Here is a 20,533-nt window from a genome sequence, read left to right as displayed (position 1 = left end):
ACACTGCCGTTTGCTGCCGGATTCCGAGCGTCAGGTCTTTATGCGCTCACCCTTATGATAAGCTTGCCGAAATTGCGCCCCTCGAGCAGCCCGATCAGCGCCTCCGGAGCATTCTCGAGCCCGTCGACGATGTCCTCGCGGTAGCGGACCTTGCCGGCGGCGATCCACCCGGCCATGTCGCGATAGAAGGCCGGGCGCTGGTCGACGAATTCCCTCTGGATGAAACCGCGGATCGTCAGGCTGCGGCTCAGCACTTCACGCATGACGGCCGGCAGGCGATCCGGCCGGCTGTCGTCGATGGCGTTGTATTGGGCGATAAGGCCGCAGACCGGTATTCGGGCAAAGTCGTTGAGCAGCGGGAAAACGGCGTCCCAGACCTGGCCACCGACATTCTCGAAATAGACGTCGATCCCATCAGGGCAGGCAGCCTTCAGTCTTTCCGGAAAATCCGGGGCGCGATGGTCCACGACCGCGTCGAAACCGAGTTCTTCCCGGACGAAGCGGCATTTGTCCTCGCCTCCGGCGATGCCGACCGCCCGCGCGCCCTTGATCCGGGCGATCTGGCCGACCGCCGAGCCCACGGCGCCGCTGGCGGCCGCGACCACGACGGTTTCGCCCGGCTGCGGCCGGCCGATCGTCAAGAGGCCGGCATAGGCCGTGAAGCCCGGCATGCCCATCACGCCGAGCGCGGTGGTCAGCGGTGCCGCGCCCGGATCGAGCCTGCGAAGACCCGTTCCATCCGACAGGGCCAAGCTCTGCCAACCGGAATGGGACAGGACGATTTCGCCTTCCGCGAAGTCCGGATTGCGCGACCGCACGACACGCGCAACCGTTCCGCCCTCCATCACGGCGTCGATCTCGACCGGCTTGGCATAGGACCTGCCGGCATTCATGCGCCCGCGCATATAGGGATCGAGCGACAGATACAGTATCTGCAGCAGGAGCTCGCCCTCGCCCGGCTCGGGAACCGCGGTCGTTTCCAGGCGGAAGTCGCCGGGCTTCGGTCGGCCGGTCGGCCGCGCCGCCAGGACGATGCGCCTGTTCGTTTGTGCAGACATAAGAACCTCCATTCGATCAAGTGCCCGGTCATGCGGAAAACCGGTTCCGAGGACGCGGAACTCCGAGATTGTCGCTCAGTATCGATTCTTCGCGTTCGCGACGGAAGATACCCCGTCGCTGAAGCGCGGAAACCTCCTTGTCGACGGAAATCGTCGCGGCCGGCGGGAACAATCGGGAGCATCACGGAAGCCGCCCGCCCCGCAGAAAACCGGCTGCGCCTCCCATCTGCCGGCAATGGTCCGCCCAGGGCCCGCTTGCCAAATCGCCGCCGTGCGCCGGATAGTCGCCCCGCGCTTTCCCATCCGCCTGACCGGAGCTTTTCATGACACAAACCTTCGACGCACTGTTCGAGAATGCTCGCTTCGCGGACGGCACTTCAGGCGCGATCGCCGTAGATGCGGGCCGGATTGCCGCGATCGGTGAGGCTGCAAGAGGCGCGACCGTTCGAACCGTCGTCGATCTCGGCGATACACTGGTCGTCCCCGGATTCGTCGAAGGACACATCCATCTCGACACCAGCTTCTACGGCGACGCATGGAAGCCGCACAAACCCTGCACGGCCGGTTTCGACGTCCATGAACGCGTCGAATTCCAGCGGCAGAACATGGCGACGGCGGCGCCGATGGATGAGCGCGCCCGCAGCCAGCTCGAGCTCTGCATCTCCCACGGCACGACGCATATGCGCAGCCACGTCATGGTCGACGGAACCGTCGGCCTCAAGCCGCTCGAAACGATCCTGGCCGTGCGCGAACAATATCGGGACGTGATCGACATCCAGCTCGTTGCCTTCCCCCAGAACGGCATCCTCGCCTGCCCCGGCACGGCCGAACTGCTCGACGCCGCTTTCGATCTCGGCTGCGACGCCATCGGCGGGCTCGACCCGGCATCCTTCGACCGCGACGTCAAAGGCCATCTCGATATTGTGTTCGGGATTGCCGAGAAGCGCGGCGTTCCGATAGACCTCCATCTGCATGACGGCCACCTGCTCGGCATCTTCCAGATCGAGGAGATCGCCGCGCGCACGCGCGCGCTCGGCATGGAAGGCAAGGTCGTCGTCAGCCATGCCTATGCCCTGGGCGATGTCTCCGCCGACATCCTGGCCAGAACTGCGGAGAAGCTCGCGACGACGGGAGTCGCCATCATGACCAATGCGCCGGGCGACCACCCCTTTCCGCCGGTGCTGGCGCTGCGCAAGGCCGGCGTCACCGTCTTCGGCGGCAGCGACAATATCCGGGATTCCTGGTGGCCCTATGGCGATGGCGACATGCTGGGCCGGGCCATGATGATCGGCTATCGCTCCGGTTTCTATACCGACGAGGAACTCGCGGCCGCCTTCGACGCCGTGACGGAAGCCGGCGCACGCGCGCTCGGTCTGGAAAGCTATGGATTGCGTGTCGGGGCTCCGGCCGATTTCGTCGCGCTCGACGCCGCCCATGTGCCGGAAGCCGTGGTCGCGGTTCCCGGTGGCCGCCGAGCCTTCAAGGCGGGCAGAGCCGTGACTACGGATGGCAAGCTGCTTCAGCGAACCACGCGCACAGCATGACGCCCATCACGGCCGCGAACCAATAGACCCCGGACGCTACACGCCGAGATACCGGTCCTGGAGCTCCGGCGTCAGCGCCTGCGGCGTTCCCTCGAAGACGGTCGTGCCTTTCTCCAGAACGAAGCAGCGATCCGCCACGGGCAACAGTTCGGCGAGCGTCTTGTCGACGACGAGGATCGACTGGCCGGCAGCCTTGAGGGTGCGGATCGCCGCCCAGATGTCCTTGCGGATGACGGGTGCCAGCCCCTCGGTGGCCTCGTCGAGGATGATGAGCCGCGGATTGGTCATCAAGGCACGACCCACTGCCAGCATCTGCTGCTCGCCGCCCGACAGCGTGCTGGCGAACTGGTCGCGCCGTTCACCGAGCCTCGGAAAGAGTTCCGTGACCCGGGCCTCGGTCCAGACGCCCTTGCGCGCGGCGGCGACCAGGTTCTCGTGCACGGTGAGATTCGGGAAACAGCGGCGGCCCTCCGGCACCAGGCCGATGCCGAGGCGGGCGATGCGGTGCGGCCGCATGCCGGCGATCTCGGATCCGCCGAAGGCGATCCGGCCTCCGCGCGGCCGGATGAGACCCAGCACGGAGCGGATCGTCGTCGTCTTGCCCATGCCGTTGCGGCCCATCAGGGCAACCACCTCGCCCTCGGCCACGGCGAGCGAGACCCCGAACAGCGCCTGCGAGGCGCCATAGAAGCTCTCAAGCCGGTCCACTTCGAGCAGGCTCACGCTTCTTCTCCCAGATAGGCCCGACGCACCTCGGCATCGCGGCGGATCTCGTCGACCGTCCCGGTCGCGATGACCCGTCCATAGACCAGCACCGAGATGCGGTCGGCCAGCGCAAAGACGGCGTCCATATCGTGCTCTACGAGCAGGATCGGCGCTTCGGCGCGCAGTCGGTCGAGAAAACCGGTGAGACGCTTCGATCCTTCAGGTCCCATGCCGGCCATCGGCTCGTCGAGCAGGAAGGCTTTTGGCCCCAGGGCAAGCGCGATGGCAATCTCAAGCTGGCGCTTTTCGCCGTGGGACAGTTCCGCGGACGGCAGCGACGCGCGGTCGGCAAGGCCCACACGTTCGAGCATGGCCATGGCCGGCTCGGTCAGCGAACGGTCCCGCATCACCGGCCGGAGAAAGCGGAAGGTTTTGCCCTGGCGTGCCTGCACCGCCAGCATCACGTTGCGCAGGGCGGAGAATTCGGGCGCCAGGGACGAGATCTGGAAGCTTCGCCCGAGCCCGAGCCGCGCCCGCTCGGCCACGTCGAGCGGGCCGACATCGCGGCCGAGGAAGGAGATGGTGCCGCCATCGGGCCGGATCGTGCCGGAGATCTGGTGGATAAGCGTCGACTTGCCGGCGCCGTTCGGGCCGATCAGCGCATGGATCTCGCCCGGCCGCAGCTCGAGGCTGACGCCATCCGTCGCCTTGAGAGCGCCGAAGGTCTTGGTGAGGTCGCGGATGGCAAGGATCGGCTCAGCCATGGCGCGCTTTCCCCGCGAGCAGGCCGACGATACCACCGCGCGCGAAGAGTACCACGGCGAGCAGGATCAGCCCGAGGAAGAACTGCCAGCGCTCGGTCATGCCGCCCAGCACGAATTCGAAAAGCACGAACAGCATCGCACCGGCAATCGGGCCGAAGAGTCGCGCCGTGCCGCCGAGGATGATCAGCACGATCAACTCGCCCGACATCTGCCAGGACAACATGGACGGACTGACGAAGCGGTTGAGATTGGCGAAGAGCACGCCCGCCACGCCGGTAATCGCAGCGGACATGACATAGGCGACGAGCCTTGTGTGGAACGGCTCGATGCCGACCGCTGCGAGCCGCGCCTCGTTCTGCCGTGCCGCCTGCAAAGCGGTGCCGAAGCGAGAGCCGCCGACAAGCGCGAACAGCACGAGGGTGACCGCCAGAACGGCGAAAGAAAGCAGGAAGAAGGTCAAGGGATCGGCCGTGTTCAGGCCGGGAAAGGCGCTGCGCAACGGCAGCGACAGGCCGTCCTCTCCACCATAGGCCGGCCAGGAGATGGCGAAATAGTAGATCATCTGCGCGAATGCGAGCGTGATCATGATGAAGTAGACGCCCGATGTACGCAGACTGATCACACCGGTCGCCAACGCCACGAGCGCGCAAACCACGATCGCGACCAGCCAGGCTACCCAGATCTGGTCGCTGGCTGGAATGCCCAGAAACAGCGGCTCGGCATTGAGAGCGTGCATGCCCAGTATGCCGGCGGCGTAGCCGCCGATGCCGAAGAAGGCGGCATGGCCGAAGGACACCAGCCCGCCGAGACCGAGGGCGAGATTGAGGCCGACGGCTGCGAGGGCGAGGATCGCCATGCGGGTCGCGAGCGTGATGTAGAACGGCTCGCCCAGCGCCTGCGCGGCGAATGGCAGGGCCAGCAGCAGGCCGGCAAGCGACCAGTTGACTATCGTTTCGCGGCGCATCGCAGTCATGCCGTCACCGCAAACAGGCCTTTCGGCCGGACCGCCAGGATCAACGCCATCACGACATAGATCAGCATCGAGGCGAGCGCGGCCCCGACCGTCGCTCCGTCCGACGGCCCGAGGAACAGGCTGAAGAGCTTCGGCAGGAGGAAGCGTCCCAGCGTGTCGATCAGCCCGACAAGGAGCGCCCCGACCAGCGCACCCTTGATCGAGCCGATGCCGCCGATAACGATCACCACGAAGGCGAGGATAAGCACCGGCTCGCCCATGCCGACCTGCACGGATTGCAGCGCGCCGACCAGAGCGCCAGCCAGGCCCGCCAGTGCCGCGCCCAGCGCGAAGACGATGGTGTAGAGGGTGCGGATGTCGACGCCAAGCGCGGCTATCATCTCGCGGTCGGATTCGCCGGCTCGGATGCGCATGCCGAGCCGCGTGCGCGCGATCAGCCAATAGAGCCCGACGGCGACGGCGATGCCGACGCCGATGATGGCGAGCCGGTACAGCGGATAGCTGAAGCCGCCCGGAAGCTCGACGGCACCCGAGAGCTGGGGCGGTATGTCGAGATAGAGTGGAAACGAGCCGAACAGCCAGCGCGTGCCTTCCGAGAAGATCAGGATCAACGCGAAGGTGGCCAGCACCTGGTCGAGATGATCCCGCTCATAGAGGCGGCGCACGACGAGAATCTCGACCAGCGCGCCGGCGGCGGCCGCCGCGGCGAGGCTCGCCGCCAGCCCGATCCAGAACGAGCCGGTCGCGGCAGCGACCGCCGCGCAGGCGAAGGCGCCGATCATGTAGAGCGAGCCATGGGCAAGATTGATCAGGCCCATGACGCCGAAGATGAGCGTCAGCCCGGCGGCCATCAGGAACAGCATGACGCCGAACTGCAGGCCGTTGAGCAACTGCTCCAGGAGAAGTGCGATCGACAAAATGGTTCCCGGTCTTAGAACTGACGTGCAGCTTGGCTGCTTTGGCGGCGGAGCGGACTCGGCGGCGGCGACCCCCCTCCCGACTACGGTGAGAGGGTAAGGCGATATCTCAGCGTTCCGCCGCCCCACCTGCCTGCCCGTCCTCCGCAGCAGTTGCGCAGCAGCTGCGGAGGGTGGACCGGCATCTTCTCCCGCAAGCGGGGAGAAGAGAGGCTGCCGCAATTACATCTTGCAGTCCTTGGCGTAGGCGTCCTGATGGTCTTCGAAGGCCGTGCCGACGATCTTGTTGGTAATGACGTCGCCGTCCTTGATCACCTCGCGGACATAGACGTCCTGGATCGGATGGTTGTTGTTGCCGAACTTGAAGTCGCCGCGGGTCGATTCGAAGCCGGCCTCCTTGAGCGCGGCACGGAACGCTTCGGCGTCCTTGACGCTCGCCTTGGAGGCGGCGGCGACGATGAGGTTCGCCGTGTCGAAGCCCTGGCTGGCGTAGAGCGAGGGGATGCGCCCGTACTTGGCCTTGAAGGTCTCCACGAACTTCTTGTTCGTCTCGTTGTCGAGGTCGGGCGACCATTGCGCGGTGTTCCTGACGCCGACGGCCGCATCTCCGATCGCGCCGAGCACATCCTGGTCGAAGGAGAAGCCCGGCCCGGTGACAGGAATCTTCACGCCCGACTGGGCATATTGCTTCATGAACGCGATGCCCATGCCCCCGGGCAGGAAGATGTAGACGGAATCGGCGCCGGAATCACGGATCTGCGCGATCTCGGCCGCGTAATCGGTCTGACCAAGCTTGGTGTAGAGCTCGCCGGCGAGATCGCCCTTGTAGAAGCGCTTGTAGCCGGTCAGGGCATCGGTGCCGGCCGGATAGTTGGGGGCCAGGATGAAGGACTTCTTGTAACCGGCCTGGTTCGCATAGGCGCCCATCGCCTCATGGAGATTGTCGTTCTGCCACGCGACGTTGAAATAGTTCTCGTTGCATTTGGCGCCGGCCAGTGCCGACGGCCCGGCATTCGGCGACAGATAGAACTTGCCCTGCGCAACCGCATTCGGCACCACGGCCATGGCGAGGTTCGACCAGATGATGCCGGTGAGGATGTCGACCTTGTCGCTCTGGATCATCTTGTCGGCGATCTGGACGGCCATTTCCGGCTTCTGGGCGTCGTCCTCTGTGACGACCTCGATCTCCTTGTTGCCCGACTGTTCGAGCGCCAGCATGAAGCCGTCGCGCACGTCGATGCCCAGGCCCGAACCGCCGCCCGACAGCGTCGTGATCATACCGATCTTGATCGGTTCGGCGAATGCCGCTCCCGACACGCCGATCGACAGGGCCATCAGGCTCGCCGTAAGAATTCTCTTCATCGTCTCGCTCCTCCCGTTGTTTTCTAGAGTTCGGTACGCACTTTCCAGAGTTCTGGGAAAAGTACAACCTCCAGCATCCGGCGGAGATAGGATACTCCCCCGGTTCCGCCCGTTCCCTTCTTGAGGCCGATGATCCGTTCGACCGTGGTGACGTGATTGAAGCGCCAGCGGCGGAAATAGTCCTCGAAATCGACCAGCTTCTCGGCCAGCTCGTAGAGCATCCAATGCCGCTCCGGCTCGGCATAGACGGCCTTCCATGCGGTGAGCACGGCCTCGTTCTCCTGCCGCGACCCGCGCCAGTCGGTGCGGGCGGCGTCGGGGCCGATGTCGAAACCCTGCCGCGCGAGCAGGCGCAGCGCCTCGTCATAGAGGCTCGGCCGCGCCAGGATCGCCTCCAGCTTCGCCGACGCCTCGGCGCGATCGGCATGCGGCTTCAGCATCGCCAGATTGCGGTTGCCGGCAAGAAACTCGATCGCCCGGTACTGCCAGGACTGGAAACCCGAGGACTGGCCGAGCGCGCCGCGAAACTTGGTGTATTCGCTGGGTGTCATCGTGCGCAGCACGTCCCAGGCGCTGTTCAGCTGTTCGAAGATCCGCGCCACGCGTGTCAGCATCTTGAAGGCCGGCTCCAGCCGGTCCTCGCGGATGGCGGCGCAGGCGGAGCCTGCCTCGTGGATGGCAAGCTTCATCCACAGTTCCGAGGTCTGGTGCTGGATGATGAACAGGAGCTCATCGGGCGAATCCGACAATGCCGATTGTGCCGCGAGAAGCTGGTCGAGATGCAGATAGTCGCTGTAGGACATGGGCGCAGCCACGGCCGTGCGGATGCCGTCCTCGCGTTCGTCGCGCGTCTCGGCCATGCTCAATGCCCCTCACGCAGGCGGAAACGCTGGATCTTGCCGGTTTGCGTCTTGGGCAACGCGTCGAGGAAGACGACCGAGCGCGGATATTTGTAAGGCGCAATCGTCGCCTTCACGTGATCCTGCAGGCGCTTGACCGTCGCGGCGTCGGCGGTGACGCCCTCGACCAGCACGACATGGGCTTCCACGATCTGGCCGCGCTGCTCGTCCGCCTTGCCGATGACGGCGCATTCGCGCACGTCGGCATGGGCGAGCAGCGCCGCTTCAACCTCGGGGCCGGCAATGTTGTAGCCGGCCGAGATGATCATGTCGTCGGAGCGGGCGGCGAAATGGAAGTAGCCGTCGGCATCCTGGACAAAGGAGTCCCCCGTCAGGTTCCAGCCGTCGCGGACATATTTCTCCTGGCGCTTATCGGCGAGATAGCGGCAGCCGGTCGGCCCTCGCACGGCAAGCCGCCCCACCTCGCCTCGCGGCACTTCGTTCATATCGGCGTCGACGATCCTGGCCTCGTAGCCGGTGACCGGCTTGCCCGTGGTCGCGGCGCGGGAGTCGCCCAAGCGGTTGGTGATGAAGATGTGCAGCATCTCGGTGGCGCCGATGCCGTCGAGGATCGGCTTGCCGGTCTTGCGGCACCAGTCCTCATAGACCGGCGCAGGCAAGGTCTCGCCGGCCGAGACGGCCAGGCGCAGCGAGGAGAGATCGGCGCCGTTTTCCATCGCCGCGAGCATGGCGCGATAGGCGGTGGGCGCGGTGAAGCAGATCGTCGCCTTGTAGGTCTCGATGATCTCGATCATGTTCGGCGGGGTGGCGCTTTCGAGAAGCGTCGCGGCCGCTCCGAAGCGCAGCGGGAAGATCGCCAGGCCGCCGAGGCCGAAGGTAAAGGCGAGAGGCGGCGATCCGACGAACACGTCTTCGGGCGTCACGCCGAGCACTTCCCGCGCATAGCCGTCGGCGACGATCAGCAGGTCGCGATGGAAATGCATCGTCGCCTTCGGCTCGCCTGTCGTGCCCGAGGTGAAGCCGAGCAGCGCGACGTCGTCGCGGCCGGTATTGACGGCGTCGAACTTCACCGACTTGTTGAGCGCGATGCGGTCGAGCTCGGCGTCGTGATTGGCCGTGCCGTCGAAGCCGACCACCTGCTTGAGGAAGCGGCTCTCCTTGGCGCAGGCGACCAGCTCGTCCTTGATGCGGGTGTCGCAGAGCGCCAGCGAGACCTGCGCCTTGTCGACGATCTGGCCGAGTTCCCGGGCGCGCAGCATGGGCATTGTGTTGACCACCACCGCGCCCGCCTTGGTGGCGGCCAGCCAGCAGGCGACCATGGCGGGATTGTTGGCGGAGCGGATCAGCACGCGATTTCCAGGCTTTACGCCATAATCCTCGACGAGAGCATGCGCCAGCCGGTTCGTCCAGTCCGCCAGTTCCTTGTAGGTGCGGCGGCGGCCGTTGCCGATCAGCGCCGTATTGTCGCCGAACCCTTTCGCGACCATGGCGTCGGTCAACTCGACCGCGGCATTGAGATGGTCGGGATAGTCGAAACCGTCGAGCAGGAAGTCCGGCCACTGCTCCGGCGGCGGCAGGTTGTCGCGCGCGAATGTGTCGATATGCGCTGTCGGTCCAAGCATGGTCGTGGCCTTACATCGGTCGCAGGCTGCCCGGCACGCACTGTACGCGGGCCGGCTGCCTGATCGGGTTGCGGCGAAGGGAGGTCGGCAAGCAGGCCGACAGCGGCCGCGCGCCGCAGCCGGCGCCCGCCGGCACAAGCGACGTGGCCGTGGAGACAGGTCGAACGAAACATGCGGCCATCGTCACGGCGAGACCTCCCTTCTCGACTGAGCCTACGAATGGATCGCATCTGCCGAAAACTATTTCAAGCATAAAGTTTCTGTGCGAGATTGACATTCATGTCGGGCGCGCGCCAGTTGCAGCCGGATAGAGGCACTATGTCTTTCTTCCCGAAACCGGTGCCCACTTTCGGGAAACATGCTTTGGGGAGGGATTGCCGATGATCTGTCGCCGGATCGAGGACTGGGACGACGCCTATACGAACGGCGCCCATATCGCCGGCGGCGAGCGCTGGCCGGCCGCCTGGGTCGAGCCCGCACGCGCCTTCCGGGAAGAACTCGCTTCGGCTGGCCGCGCCAGGCTGGACCTCGCCTATGGCAGCGGCGAGCGCAATCGTTTCGACCTCTTCCTGCCGGAGACCGAAACGAAAGGCCTAGTCGTCTTCGTCCATGGCGGCTACTGGCTGCGGCTCGACAAGAGCTTCTGGTCGCATCTGGCGGCAGGCCCGCTGGCACATGGCTACGCGGTCGCCATGCCGTCCTACACGCTCTGCCCTGATATCCGCATCTCAGGCATCGTAAGCGAGGTCGCCGCCGCGATCGGCGCGGCCGCCGCCATGATCAACGGTCCGCTGATGCTGACCGGCCACTCCGCCGGCGGCCATCTGGTCAGCCGTATGATCAGTGCGACCTCGCCGATCGCCGCGCCCGTGCAAGCGCGCATCCGGCATGTCGTTTCCATATCGGGCGTTCACGACCTGCGCCCGATCATGCGCACCGCGATGAACGGGGATCTGCGCATCGACGAGGCCGAAGCGCTGACCGAAAGCCCGGCGCTGCTGCGGCCGATGGACAATGCCCGCATCACCTGCTGGGTGGGCGGCGGCGAGCGCGCCGAGTTCATCCGCCAGAACGCGCTGCTCGCCAATGTCTGGACCGGGCTTGGTGCATCGACCGCCGCGGTGATCGAGCCTGACCGCCATCACTTCAGCATCATCGACGGCCTCGCCGACGCCGCGCATCCGCTGACGCACTGCCTGCTGGGGGATTGAGGAAGGCGCCAAGGTTTCCCCTCCCTCTTGAGGGGAGGGTGGACGCGAAGCGGCCGGGTGGGGTTCTCTCCTTTAAGCGCAAGGAGAGTTTTTTACGTCGCGCACGGCCGCAGCCACCCCCTCTGGCTGCTTCGCAGCCATCTCCCCCTCAAGGGGGGAGAAAGCTCCGCGAAGCGGACATCACCCGAGGATCGCGTCGGGCCCTGCCCCGCAGACGATCGCGCAGACCCGTTCGCCCGGCTTGACCGCCACCCGCCCCTCGCGCAACGCGGCGATCGCCGCCGCTCCGCTGAGATCGGCGGCGAGCCCCATCTCGAACCAGAGCCAGGCCGCGGCTTTCCTCATCTCCACATCGTCGACCAGGACGATCCCGTCGACGCGGTCGCGCACGATCTCGAAGATCGCGTCGTCGGACTTGGCGCAGGCCATGGTCGCCACCGAGGTGGTGATCTTGTCGAGACCGATGTTCTCGCCGGCTTCGATCGCGCGCAGCAGCACCGGGCAGCCTTCCGCCTCGATGCCGATCACCCTTGTCGCGGGCTTCAGCGCCTTGACCGCCGTGGCGACGCCGCTCGCCAGCCCGCCGCCGCCCATGGCGACCAGGATAACGTCGACATCGGGCATCTGGTCGAGGATCTCCATTCCGACCGTCCCCTGCCCCGCCACGACTTGAGGGTCGGCGAAAGGATGGAAGTATGCGGCACCAGTCCTCTCGGCGAAGCCGAGCGCGGCGACATTGGATTCGTGCCAGGCCGAACCGACGATCCTGACATCGGCTCCCCAGGCCTTGAGCTTCTCGATCTTGGCCGGCGTGGCGTTGGTGGGCAGGAAGATCGTCGCCGGCACGCCGGCCATCCATCCGGCGCGCGCCGTGGCGAGACCGTGATTGCCGCCCGAGGCGGTGACGATGCCCTTGGCGAGATCGTCCTTGGCGAGTGAGAGCAACCGGTTGGTCGCACCACGCGCCTTGAACGAGCCGGTGACCTGCAGCAGTTCGAGTTTCAAGGCCGCGTTGGCGTCGCCGAGCGGCGACATCAACGCCGTCGCGTCCATCATGGGCGTCCGCCTCACATGGCCATTGATGCGCTCCGCCGCCGCCCTGACGTCCTCGATGCCGATCACGCGATATCTCCTTCATAAGGCGCGGCCACCGTCACGCAGCAATTGCCGCTTACGACCCGGCCGGGCTGGCGGCGACCATAGACGATTCCATCGCAGGCGTATTCCAACACTTCGGGGGCGCGCGCCGGATCGCCGAGATTGTGGATGCGCCCGGCCGGCTCGCCCGCCCGGACGTTGGTCCCGAGCGGGTGGAAGGGTTCGAAGACGCCATCGCAGCCGGCGAGCACATAACCGTCCCGTCCCGGGATCTTGAGGATTCCTTGCGAGCCGGGCGCCTGCCCGCCGGCATGGACCGGAGGCGCCAGCACCCCGAAATGGCCGAGCACGTTGCGCACGCCGCGCCTGCATATCCCGAGCGCGTCGATCGAAACGGTGCCCGCCCCCGCCATTTCGGTGCCGACCGTGGTGAGCCCCGCGCGTACGGCTGTGGCAGTCGAGGTGCGCGGCTCCCCCAGATTGTCGATCACCACCGTCAGCGGAGCGCCGAAAGCGAGCACCGCGGCGATGTTGCGCCTGCGATGCTCCGGGTCCGGCGCCGGCTCGACGATGGCGCTCGGCAGGATGTTGAGAGACGAGCCGCCCGAGTGCAGATCGACGAATGCGTCGCCGAGCGGAAAGATCACGTCGCTGACATAGGCCGATATCTGTTGGGTGATGGTGCCGCCAGGATCTCCCGGGAAGGTCCGGTTGAGATTGAGCCCGTCCACGGGCGAGGTCCGCCGCCCGGCGAGCACCGCGGGAATATTGACCGCCGGCAGGACGATGATGCGCCCGCTGACCTTCCCGGGATCGAGCTCGCGGATCATCTCGCCGAGCGTGATCGGCCCTTCATATTCGTCGCCGTGGTTTCCGCCCTGCAGGATGACGGTCGGCCCGCTGCCGTTTGCGATCACCGCAAGAGGGATGCGAGTCGCGCCCCAGGCATCCTCATGCGGCGAATGCGGGATGTCGATGAAGCCGACCTGCTTGCCGGGCCGGTCGAAATCTATTGATGTATGGGCGGTGGATTTGCGAGCCATGGTCTCGGTCATCGGAAAGAGGAAAAAGGTCGGCAGCGGCCCCCGGCGCGCTTGGCGACGTCGGCGAGCGTCGGGCGTCGCTCCTTCGTCCTTTGCGTCATCGAAACACTGCTTTTCGCGTGAGAATACGCCCTTCAATAGCTGATGCGGCCCCTTTGTCGTCAAGCCTGCCTGGGGCGGAGCGGTGGAGGAACTTGGCCGACGGCGCAGGATTGCGATCTGCCGGGGATTTCACGTTCCGCGCCAGGATCGGCATAAATATGCGTTGGAATATTCTTTGGCCTGCAATTCGAGAGCGGCTGACGATCGGCAAGGTCGACGCTCACCCCTCATCCGACCGCGCTTCGCGCGGCCACCTTCTCCCACAAGGGGAGAAGGGAGCGCTGCCGCGGCGCTTGCGCCAATCGCCAGCGTCGATGATTTACGGGGGACGCCGAAGCCAGGCACCTGCCTTCTCCCCTTGTGGGAGAAGGTGGCCGCGCGAAGCGCGGTCGGATGAGGGGTCTGCGCGACGCATGCAGGAGAATGACCGAACGCTCTCGACCCACTGTCCCCGCGCATCCCGCCTTTACTCCACTGCGGAACAGTTATATGCTTTTGCAAATTTCGAGACACCTGCGCCAGCACGGTCGCAAGCGGCGGGAGGAGAAGCATGGCCGAACGTTCTTTTGCCAGGGAGGTCGAGGACCTCAAGCTGGGCGAAGGCGAGATCTTTCGCGGCGAGGGCATCCTGGCCATCACCAAGGCGCTGCTTCAATCCGGCGTCTCCTATGTCGGGGGCTATCAGGGATCGCCGATCTCGCATCTGATGGATGTTCTGGCCGACGCCAAGGACGTGCTCGACGATCTCGGGGTCCATTTCGAAAGCTCGGCCTCGGAAGCAGCCGCCGCGGCCATGCTGGCTGCCTCGATCAACTATCCGCTGCGTGGCGCGGTGACCTGGAAATCCACGGCGGGAACCAATGTCGCCTGCGACGCGCTGACCAATCTCGCCTCCAGCGGCGTCAAGGGCGGTGCGCTGATCATCCTGGGCGAGGATTTCGGCGAGGGCTCGTCGATCCCGCAGGAGCGCAGCCACGCTTTCGCCATGAAGTCGCAGATCTGGCTGCTCGACCCCCGCCCCAACCTGGAATCCATCGTCAAGGCCGTCGAGGACGGTTTCGAACTGTCCGAGGCGTCCAACACGCCCGTGATGCTCGAAGTGCGCATCCGCGCCTGCCACGTCCACGGCCAGTTCGTCGCCAAGGCGAACAGGCGACCGGATTTCACCATCGCCGAGGCGCTGGAGAATCCGGTGCGCGACGTCAATCGCATCGTGCTGCCGCCCGCCTCCTTCGGCCACGACAAGGAGAAGATAGAAAAACGCCGGCCGGCGGCGATCGATTTCATCAAGCAGCGCAAGCTCAACGAGCATTTCGGACCGCAGGACGGCGATGTCGGCATCATCCTCCAGGGCGGCATGTACAACACCGTGATCCGCGCGCTGCAGTTCCTGGGTCTGGCGGACGCCTATGGCGTCTCGGCCGTGCCGCTCTATGTGCTGAACGTCACCTATCCGCTGATCGACGACGAGGTGGCGGCCTTTTCGGCCGGCAAAAAAGCCGTGCTGATGGTCGAGGAAGGTCACCCCGACTATCTCGAGCAGGCGGTCAACACCATCCTGCGCCGCCGCGACGTCCACGCTGCCGTCTCCGGCAAGGACGTGCTGCCGATGGGCGGCGACTACACGGCCGCGGTTCTGATGAAAGGCATCGAATCCTTCCTGGTGACGCACCAGGCCGGCTTGCTCGGTAACCGCCCACCCCTGCCCTCGGCCGATCCAGTGCTCGCCGACCCCAAGGTCAAGGCGCTCGGCGACGTGGTGCCGGCGCGGCCGGCCGGCTTCTGCACCGGCTGCCCGGAGCGGCCGATCTTCGCAGCGATGAAGCTCGTCGAAAAGGAACTCGGCCAGCACCACATCTCCGCCGATATCGGCTGCCATCTCTTTTCGATCCTGCCGCCCTTCAACATCGGCGGCTCGACGATGGGCTACGGCCTCGGCCCTGCCTCGGCTTCCGCCTTCAACGTCAAGGCGGGCAAGAAGCCCATCTCGATCATGGGCGACGGCGGCTTCTGGCACAACGGCCTGTCGAGTTCGGTCGGCAATGCCGTCTACAACAAGCATGACGGCGTCATCATGGTCGTCGACAATTTCTACTCCTCGGCGACGGGCGGCCAGGACATCCTGTCCTCGCGCGCCGACAATCCCGAGCGATCGACCAACAACCCCATCTCCAGGGCGGTAAAAGGCGTCGGCGCCAAATGGGTGCGCGAGATCGACCGCACCTATGACGTCGCCAAGATGCGCGACACGCTCAAGGAAGCGCTCACTTCCAAGGAGGAAGGCCCCAAGGTCATCATCGCCTCGTCCGAATGCATGCTGAACAAGCAGCGCCGCGTGAAGCCGCAATTCTCCAAATCGGTCAAGGACGGCAAGCGCATGGTGCGCGAACGCTTCGGCGTCGACGAGGACGTATGTACCGGCGATCACGCCTGCATCCGGCTTTCGGGCTGCCCGTCGCTTTCGGTCAAACACACCACCGACCCGTTGAAGGACGACCCCGTGGCGGCGATCGACAACACCTGCGTCGGCTGCGGCAATTGCGGCGAGGTCTCGGAGGCGGCGGTCCTTTGCCCCTCCTTCTACCGCGCCGACATCGTCTACAACCCGACCGGATGGGATCGTTTCCTGGCCCGGATGCGAGGCGCCCTGATCGGCTTCCTGCAACGCCGGCGCGATCGCCGCCGCACCGTTTTCGCGTGAGTTCGGCCGTGAACCAGATTGCAGAGATCAAGAAGGCGCTCAACGCCGACAAGCCGATCGCGGTCGCGATCCTCGCCATGGGCGGCCAGGGCGGCGGCGTGCTCGCCGACTGGATCGTGGCGCTCGCGGAGAACGAAGGCTGGGTGGCGCAGTCGACATCGGTACCGGGCGTCGCCCAGCGAACCGGAGCCACGATCTACTATGTCGAGATGATGCGGCCGCGTGACGGCCACTTGCCCGTGCTGTCGCTGATGCCGACCCCGGGCGATGTCGACATCGTACTGGCGGCCGAATTCATGGAAGCCGGCCGCTCCATGATGCGCGGGCTGGTCACGCCCGACCGCACGACGCTGATCGCCTCGACCCACCGTTCCTATGCCGTCGGCGAGAAGGAGAAGCCGGGTGACGGCACCGGCGATCCCGAAACCGTAGTCGAGGCCTCAGGCGTTGCGGCCCGCCGCAGCATCGTCTTCGATATGCAGCAGCTTGCCGAAGAGAACGGCAGCGTGATCTCATCGGCGATGTTCGGCGCCCTGTGCGGCGCCGGCGTCCTGCCTTTCGGGCGCGCTGCATTCGAAGCCGCGATCAAGGCGGGCGGCAAGGGCGTCGAGGCGAGCCTTCGCACCTTCGACGCGGCTCTGAAGCGCGCGCAGGGCGGCAAGTCCGATCCGGTGCAGCGCACTCCACGCAAGGACCTGCCGGAGCCGCCGCGATCGGTGGGCGACGTCGGGCTCGATGCGCTGCTCGCACGGATCCATGCCTTTCCCGAGCCGCTGCGTCCGATGCTTTATGCCGGCCTGAAGCGGGTGGTCGATTTCCAGGATCCCGCCTATGGGAGCGAATATCTCGACCGCATGGAACGGCTGCTCCGGCTCGACCGCGCCGCCGGCGGCGAGAGCCGCGGCCTCGCCTTCACGCTCGCCGCGGCGAAATATGTCGCCGGCGCGATGGCTTATGACGACGTCATTCGTGTCGCCGACCTGAAGACCAGGGCGTCACGCTTCGATCGCGTGCGCCGGGAGATCGCGGCCACGGACCAGCAGCTCGTCTATACGACGGAATATATGCACCCGCGCATGGAAGAGGTCGTCGGCACGCTGCCGGTCGGGCTGGCCCGCTTCATCGAAAGCCGGCCGCGTCTCTTCGCGGCACTCGACCGCCGGATCAATAAGGGAAGGCGCGTGCGCACCGGCACCATCGGCTGGTTCGCGATGCTCTACACGCTCGCCGGGATGCGGCGGTTCCGCCGCCGGCTGATGCGCCATGCCCGCGAGATGGAACACATGGATGCCTGGCTCGGCACAGCCGAAGCCGTGCTTCCGACGAACTACGATCTCGCCGTCGAGGTCGTCGGCTGCCGCAGGCTGGTGAAAGGCTATTCGGACACCCACGCCCGCGGCCAGTCGAAATTCGACCGCGTCATGGGCATGGTGCCGGCGCTGCGCGAAAGGAGCGACGGCGCCGAGTGGTTGAAGCGCCTGCGCCAAGCGGCACTGCTCGACGAGGAAGGCAAGGCGCTGGACGGCGCGATCAGGACGGTGGAGACGCTTTAGGCCGGACGGTTGGGGCACCTGTTCATCCCCGGGGCTAGCGTGCGTCCATCGCAGAGGTACCCCTTGTATGAGGAAATCCTGCTATGGATGAGGAGTTGGCTCTGCAGGGGTGGCCACCCCTGCAGAGCCGGTCGATTGTCGGATCGGAAACCCCTGAGCCGTTGCTGGCTGAGGATGAGCGTGATCGCAGTCGACTTTCTTCATCGGACCCGGATGGTTGCTTGAACACCCTGGTTCGCATTAACGCAAGGTTGGGTCGACGAAGATGAACGATACTAGCATGAAATGCGCCGGTGTGGATGTCTCCAAGGCCAAGCTCGACGTTGCCGTTTTCGACGGGCAGCGTTTTGTGGAGACCAACGACGCCGCCGGCCACCGCCGGCTGGCGGCGCGGCTGACGGCGGCCGGGGTCGAACGGGTCGGCATGGAGGCGAGCGGCAACTACGAAGCCGCCGTCAGAGCGGCGCTCGAAGTGGTGGGCTTCGCGGTCAAGGTCTTCGATCCGCGTCAGGTCCACGGCTATCGCATCTTTCGCGGTCGCCGTGCCAAGAATGATGCGATCGATGCCCATCTGATCCTCGCCGCCACGGCGGCGCTGGGCAGCGGCGGCGCGGCGGCCGATCCGCGGCTGGCGGCCTTTCAGGAGCACATGACGCTGATCGACGCCCTCACCGACGACATTGCCCGGCACGAGACCCGGCGTGACCGCTTCAGCGATCCGGCGCATCGGCGCTACCTCGAGGCCGAGATCCGGCGGTTGAGCAAGCGCAAGTCCAAGGAGCTCGCCAAGCTCATTGCAAAGGTGAAGGCCCATGCCGATCTGGCCAAGCGGTTCGCCCTGCTGCTGAGCATCCCCGGCCTGGGCGAGATCACCGCCCTGGTCTTCGTCGTGCGCATGCCTGAACTCGGCCGCTTGAGCCGAGCCGAGGCGGCGGCGCTCGTCGGCGTGGCCCCCTTCGACCACGACAGTGGAACCCATGCCGGACAGCGCCGCATCGCGGGTGGACGCCGGCGGCTGCGCAAGGCCGTCTACATGGCGGCCTTCTCGGCCGCCAACCACTGGAACCCGATCCTCGTGGCCTTCAGGAAACGCCTGGTCGACGCGGGCAAGACCTACAAACAGGCGATCGTCGCTTGCGCCAGAAAGCTGGTCCACATGGCCAACGCTGTCCTCGCCAGAGGAACGCCGTGGAACCCTCAAAATGCCAGCGCCTGAATCATGGTTGCTCATCCGACCTCGCCCTGCGGGCGAGGCCACCTTCTCCCACAAGGGGAGAAGGCTGGAGCCTGGCTTAGCCGGCTCTGCAAATCACCAGCGTTGGCGATTGGCCGAGACCTTGCTGCGGGCGTTCCCTTCTCCCCTCACATGGGGGCCATGGAGGTCAAGGGGTTGATTTGGCGACGCATTGCTTGGCACGGAGCAGCCCCGGCGTCGTTCCGCCTTCGGTTGGCTGGAGCGCCGCGCGCAGATCGGCGCAGGACCGGCTGCAAGCCGCCGCGGAGCGGCTTGGTCTTGCGCTGGTCGAGCACGGCGCCACACTGCGGCGTGGCGGAGTGGAGGCCGTATCGCTGGCCCGGACCACCTTTGCCTCGGGCGGCTGAGGGGACCTGGTGTGGGCGCGCCCTCAGAACCTCACATACGGCCGCCCGGGCATTGCGCCATGCGCCGCGTTCGGGCGGTACCAAGATCTTGCATGCGCGAGGCACGGGGTTCGGCAGACGAAGCTCCCATCTTGTGAGCGGCATGTTGCAGCCAAGGGGAGAAGCGGGCCTCGTCCACCAGCATCGACGCGGGCTGATCAGGCCTGGTCGATATGGCAGTCGTTGCTCCCTTCAGGCCTTCAGCATGGCGCCCTCGGGGATTTCGCCGAAGCTGACGAAGCGCCAGATCGCGACGATCAGCTTGCGCGCCAGGGCGACGATGAAGACGCAGCGGTTTCGCTTGCCGTGCGTGCCTTCGGCGCAGCGGGTGAAGAACCATTGGCTCAAGGCGGATCGGCACTGATGACGCAGCCACAGCCAGGCGATCTCGATCATGGTTCTGCGGATGCGCTTGTTGCCGGCCTTCGAGATGCCTTGCTCATGCTCGACCTTGCCGCTGCGCCATGGCGTTGCGGCAAGGCCGGCAAAGGCGGCGAGCTGGCGTCGGTTGTCGAAGCTGCGGAAGAACGCCTCCAGCGCCAGCGTGGTGGCGCTGGAGGGACCGATGCCTTTGAGGGTGCTCAACTGGGCGGCAACCGGGTCGGCCGCCGCGCCCTTGAGCAGCTGGCGGCGCTCGGCTTTGATCTGGGCGAGTTGCGCCATGAGGAGCTCGATGCGATCGAGCGCGCGCATGAGCTCCCTCACGAGTTGCGCGCCCAGAGGGCGGCCGTCACCGGTGGTCAGCTTCGCCAGCGCAGCGCGGCGATTGCGCAGCAGCGGGTTGTAGCCGCGGATGCCCTGCGCCGCGAGCAGGCCACGAATGCGGTTGCTCTGACGGGTCCTCTCGCGCGTCAGCGTATCGTACTCGCGTCCCAGCCGGCGCTGGTCCTCTTGTTCGGGGCTCGGTGGCCGCACCATCGAACAGACGCGGGGTTCGCCCCGCAACCACGCCGCCAAGGTACGCCACAGGCTCTCACCGTCGAGCTTGTCGCTCTTGGCGCGCCGGCCGCGCCGCGGTACCGGGATCGAAGCGGCATCGACGACGTGGCTCCTGATGCCGGCGCGCTCCAGCAGCCGATGCAGCCAGAAACCGTCCAAACCGGCTTCCTGGATGGTGATGATCTCGACCGGGCCGCCCAGCCGCCGCTCGGCCTTGCCGCGCAGCCGGGCAAAAAGCCCCAGAAGCTGGTCCGCATCGCCCGCTCGAAGCGTGTGCCTGGACAGCTTCTCGGTGCCCGGCAGCAGCGAGGTGACCAGCCATCGCGACGTGCTCAGTTCCAAAGAGGCCAGGATTGCACCATGATGGCTACGGGTGGCGGTCGTCGATACGACACTCGGTTGGTCATGCGACATTGGTCATCTCCCCATGTTGCGTGGGT

The 20,533-nt window shown here is 66.0% G+C and carries 17 protein-coding genes; 6 read left to right on the top strand and 11 right to left on the bottom strand.

Annotation, left to right across the window (positions count from 1 at the left end; genetic code table 11):
- Nucleotides 1-38: 38 nt before the first annotated feature.
- On the bottom strand, nt 39-1,058 hold the full coding sequence (locus JN280_RS17630) for an NADP-dependent oxidoreductase (RefSeq protein ID WP_202313917.1): 1,020 nt from the start codon (nt 1,056-1,058) through the stop codon (nt 39-41).
- A gap of 323 nt (nt 1,059-1,381) precedes the next feature.
- Here JN280_RS17630 and JN280_RS17625 point away from each other — a divergent pair, with 323 nt between their 5' ends.
- The gene (locus JN280_RS17625) at nt 1,382-2,602 is read left to right on the top strand and encodes an amidohydrolase family protein (RefSeq protein WP_202313915.1); all 1,221 of its coding nucleotides are present in this window, start codon (nt 1,382-1,384) and stop codon (nt 2,600-2,602) included.
- A 36-nt stretch (nt 2,603-2,638) separates the two neighbouring features.
- Here the strand turns inward: JN280_RS17625 and JN280_RS17620 are convergent, their stop codons facing one another.
- The 7 genes from JN280_RS17620 to JN280_RS17590 all read right to left on the bottom strand — a co-directional run bounded on the left by JN280_RS17620 (nt 2,639) and on the right by JN280_RS17590 (nt 9,805).
- On the bottom strand, nt 2,639-3,325 hold the full coding sequence (locus JN280_RS17620) for an ABC transporter ATP-binding protein (RefSeq protein WP_202313913.1): 687 nt from the start codon (nt 3,323-3,325) through the stop codon (nt 2,639-2,641).
- Nucleotides 3,322-4,071: an ABC transporter ATP-binding protein gene (locus JN280_RS17615; protein ID WP_202313911.1), complete on the bottom strand. Its 750-nt coding sequence runs from the start codon at nt 4,069-4,071 to the stop codon at nt 3,322-3,324. The genes JN280_RS17620 and JN280_RS17615 overlap by 4 nt, the downstream gene beginning before the upstream one ends.
- Nucleotides 4,064-5,035, bottom strand: a complete 972-nt coding sequence (locus JN280_RS17610) for a branched-chain amino acid ABC transporter permease (RefSeq protein WP_202314825.1) — start codon at nt 5,033-5,035, stop codon at nt 4,064-4,066. Before JN280_RS17610 ends, JN280_RS17615 begins: the two co-directional genes overlap by 8 nt.
- A gap of 5 nt (nt 5,036-5,040) precedes the next feature.
- Entirely contained in the window at nt 5,041-5,961 is a 921-nt protein-coding gene (locus JN280_RS17605) for a branched-chain amino acid ABC transporter permease (RefSeq protein ID WP_202313909.1), read from the bottom strand.
- Nucleotides 5,962-6,183: 222 nt separating this feature from the next.
- Complete coding sequence (locus tag JN280_RS17600) at nt 6,184-7,323, bottom strand: ABC transporter substrate-binding protein (RefSeq protein WP_202313907.1); 1,140 nt, start codon at nt 7,321-7,323, stop codon at nt 6,184-6,186.
- Nucleotides 7,324-7,346: 23 nt separating this feature from the next.
- Complete coding sequence (gene kynA, locus JN280_RS17595; RefSeq protein ID WP_202313905.1) at nt 7,347-8,183, bottom strand: tryptophan 2,3-dioxygenase; 837 nt, start codon at nt 8,181-8,183, stop codon at nt 7,347-7,349.
- 2 nt (nt 8,184-8,185) lie between these two features.
- Nucleotides 8,186-9,805 (bottom strand): benzoate-CoA ligase family protein, encoded by a 1,620-nt coding sequence (locus JN280_RS17590; RefSeq protein ID WP_202313903.1) that lies wholly within the window; start codon nt 9,803-9,805, stop codon nt 8,186-8,188.
- A gap of 380 nt (nt 9,806-10,185) precedes the next feature.
- On the opposite strand from JN280_RS17590, the gene JN280_RS17585 reads away from it, so the two are divergent.
- A complete protein-coding gene (locus JN280_RS17585) occupies nt 10,186-11,016 on the top strand; it encodes an alpha/beta hydrolase (RefSeq protein WP_202313901.1) in 831 nt (276 codons plus the stop codon).
- Nucleotides 11,017-11,196: 180 nt separating this feature from the next.
- On the opposite strand, the gene JN280_RS17580 is transcribed toward JN280_RS17585, so the two are convergent.
- Nucleotides 11,197-12,138 carry a threonine ammonia-lyase gene (locus JN280_RS17580; protein ID WP_202313899.1) on the bottom strand — a complete coding sequence of 314 codons (942 nt, stop codon included), beginning with the start codon at nt 12,136-12,138 and terminating at the stop codon, nt 11,197-11,199.
- Nucleotides 12,135-13,157, bottom strand: coding sequence for a succinylglutamate desuccinylase/aspartoacylase family protein (locus JN280_RS17575; protein WP_202313897.1), 1,023 nt, complete (start codon nt 13,155-13,157; stop codon nt 12,135-12,137). The genes JN280_RS17580 and JN280_RS17575 overlap by 4 nt, the downstream gene beginning before the upstream one ends.
- A gap of 652 nt (nt 13,158-13,809) precedes the next feature.
- On the opposite strand from JN280_RS17575, the gene JN280_RS17570 reads away from it, so the two are divergent.
- From JN280_RS17570 to JN280_RS17555, 4 genes are all read left to right on the top strand, one after another.
- A complete protein-coding gene (locus JN280_RS17570; RefSeq protein WP_202313895.1) occupies nt 13,810-15,960 on the top strand; it encodes an indolepyruvate ferredoxin oxidoreductase subunit alpha in 2,151 nt (716 codons plus the stop codon).
- An 8-nt stretch (nt 15,961-15,968) separates the two neighbouring features.
- Nucleotides 15,969-17,513: an indolepyruvate oxidoreductase subunit beta family protein gene (locus JN280_RS17565; RefSeq protein WP_244743378.1), complete on the top strand. Its 1,545-nt coding sequence runs from the start codon at nt 15,969-15,971 to the stop codon at nt 17,511-17,513.
- A gap of 265 nt (nt 17,514-17,778) precedes the next feature.
- Entirely contained in the window at nt 17,779-18,729 is a 951-nt protein-coding gene (locus JN280_RS17560; RefSeq protein WP_202304435.1) for an IS110 family transposase, read from the top strand.
- A 194-nt stretch (nt 18,730-18,923) separates the two neighbouring features.
- On the top strand, nt 18,924-19,115 hold the full coding sequence (locus JN280_RS17555) for a hypothetical protein (RefSeq protein WP_202313892.1): 192 nt from the start codon (nt 18,924-18,926) through the stop codon (nt 19,113-19,115).
- Between the two features lie 231 nt (nt 19,116-19,346).
- Here JN280_RS17555 and JN280_RS17550 read toward each other — a convergent pair whose 3' ends face one another.
- Nucleotides 19,347-20,507 carry an IS110 family transposase gene (locus JN280_RS17550; protein WP_202313891.1) on the bottom strand — a complete coding sequence of 387 codons (1,161 nt, stop codon included), beginning with the start codon at nt 20,505-20,507 and terminating at the stop codon, nt 19,347-19,349.
- Nucleotides 20,508-20,533: the final 26 nt, after the last annotated feature.

The organism is Mesorhizobium sp. L-8-10, from assembly GCF_016756635.1.
Lineage (GTDB): Bacteria > Pseudomonadota > Alphaproteobacteria > Rhizobiales > Rhizobiaceae.
This window is presented reverse-complemented; position numbering and strand designations above follow the sequence as displayed.